General features: G+C 53.2%; 1 pseudogene. It reads left to right on the top strand.

The annotated features are described in order from the left end of the window. Positions 1-1,597 (top strand): annotated as a pseudogene (locus DMN77_RS23480) (hypothetical protein); the annotation flags it as partial.

Raw genomic sequence — 1,597 nt, 5'->3', positions numbered from 1 at the left:
CCCGACAGTAACAGTTCCAGGTGGCTCAACTGTAACGGATAACGAAGACGGAACAGTCACTGTAGAGGTTCCGAGTGGCCCAACAGTAACTGTCCCGGATGGTTCGACCGTAACGGATAATGAGGACGGCACAGTAACCATAGAACTGCCAAGCGGTTCGACGGTAACCGTCCCGAATGGCTCGGTCGTAACGGATAACGGGGATGGAACAGTAACTGTAGAACTGCCAAGCGGTTCAACAATAACGGTACCATCAGGTTCGATCGTAACAGATGGCGAGGACGGCATGGTAATTGTAGAACTGCCAAGCGGGGAAACAGTGACCGTACCATCCGGCTCCATCGTAAATGAAGATGGAACTATCGTTGGTGAACAGCCAGGTCAAGGACCAAGCGGTCCAACGGTAACGGTCCCGGATGGCTCCACCGTAACGGATAACGAAGACGGCACAGTAACCGTAGAGGTTCCGAGTGGCCCGACAGTAACGGTCCCGGATGGTTCGACCGTAACAGACAACGAGGACGGAACAGTAACCGTAGAGGTTCCAAGTGGCCCGACAGTAACGGTCCCAGGTGGTTCAACTGTAACGGACAATGAGGACGGAACAGTCACTGTAGAGGTTCCGAGTGGCCCAACAGTAACGGTCCCGGATGGTTCGACCGTAACAGACAACGAGGACGGAACAGTAACCGTAGAGGTTCCAAGTGGCTCAACTGTAACGGTCCCAGGTGGCTCAACTGTAACGGACAACGAGGACGGAACAGTAACTGTAGAGGTTCCGAGTGGCCCAACAGTAACGGTCCCAGGTGGTTCAACCGTAACGGATAACGGAGATGGAACAGTAACCGTAGAGGTCCCGAGTGGCCCAACAGTAACAGTTCCAGGTGGCTCAACTGTAACGGATAACGGAGATGGAACAGTAACCGTAGAACTGCCAAGTGGTTCAACGGTAACCGTACCAAATGGCTCGGTTGTTGTAGATAACGGAGATGGAACAGTAACTGTAGAACTGCCAAGCGGTTCAACAGTAACGGTACCATCAGGTTCGATCGTAACAGATGGCGAGGACGGCATGATAATTGTAGAACTGCCAAACGGGGAAACAGTGACCGTACCATCCGGCTCCATCGTAAATGAAGATGGAACTATCGTTGGTGAACAACCAGGTGAACAACCGGGAGAGCAACCAAGTGGTCCGAGCGTAACTGTCCCGGACGGCTCAGTTGTAACGGATAACGAAGACGGCACAGTAACCGTAGAGGTCCCGAGTGGCCCAACAGTAACTGTCCCGGATGGTTCGACCGTAACGGACAACGAGGATGGCACAGTCACTGTAGAGGTTCCGAGTGGCCCGACAGTAACAGTTCCAGGTGGCTCAACTGTAACGGATAACGAAGACGGAACAGTCACTGTAGAGGTTCCGAGTGGCCCAACAGTAACTGTCCCGGACGGCTCTACCGTAACGGACAATGAGGACGGAACAGTCACTGTAGAGGTTCCGAGTGGCCCAACAGTAACAGTTCCAGGTGGCTCAACTGTAACGGATCACGGAGATGGTACAGTAACCGTAGAACTGCCAAGTGGTTCAACGGTAACC

This window comes from Paenibacillus sp. 79R4, from assembly GCF_013393165.1.
Lineage (GTDB): Bacteria > Bacillota > Bacilli > Paenibacillales > Paenibacillaceae > Fontibacillus.
The sequence above is the reverse complement of the archived record's forward strand: the minus strand, read 5'-3'. Positions and strand labels throughout refer to the sequence as shown.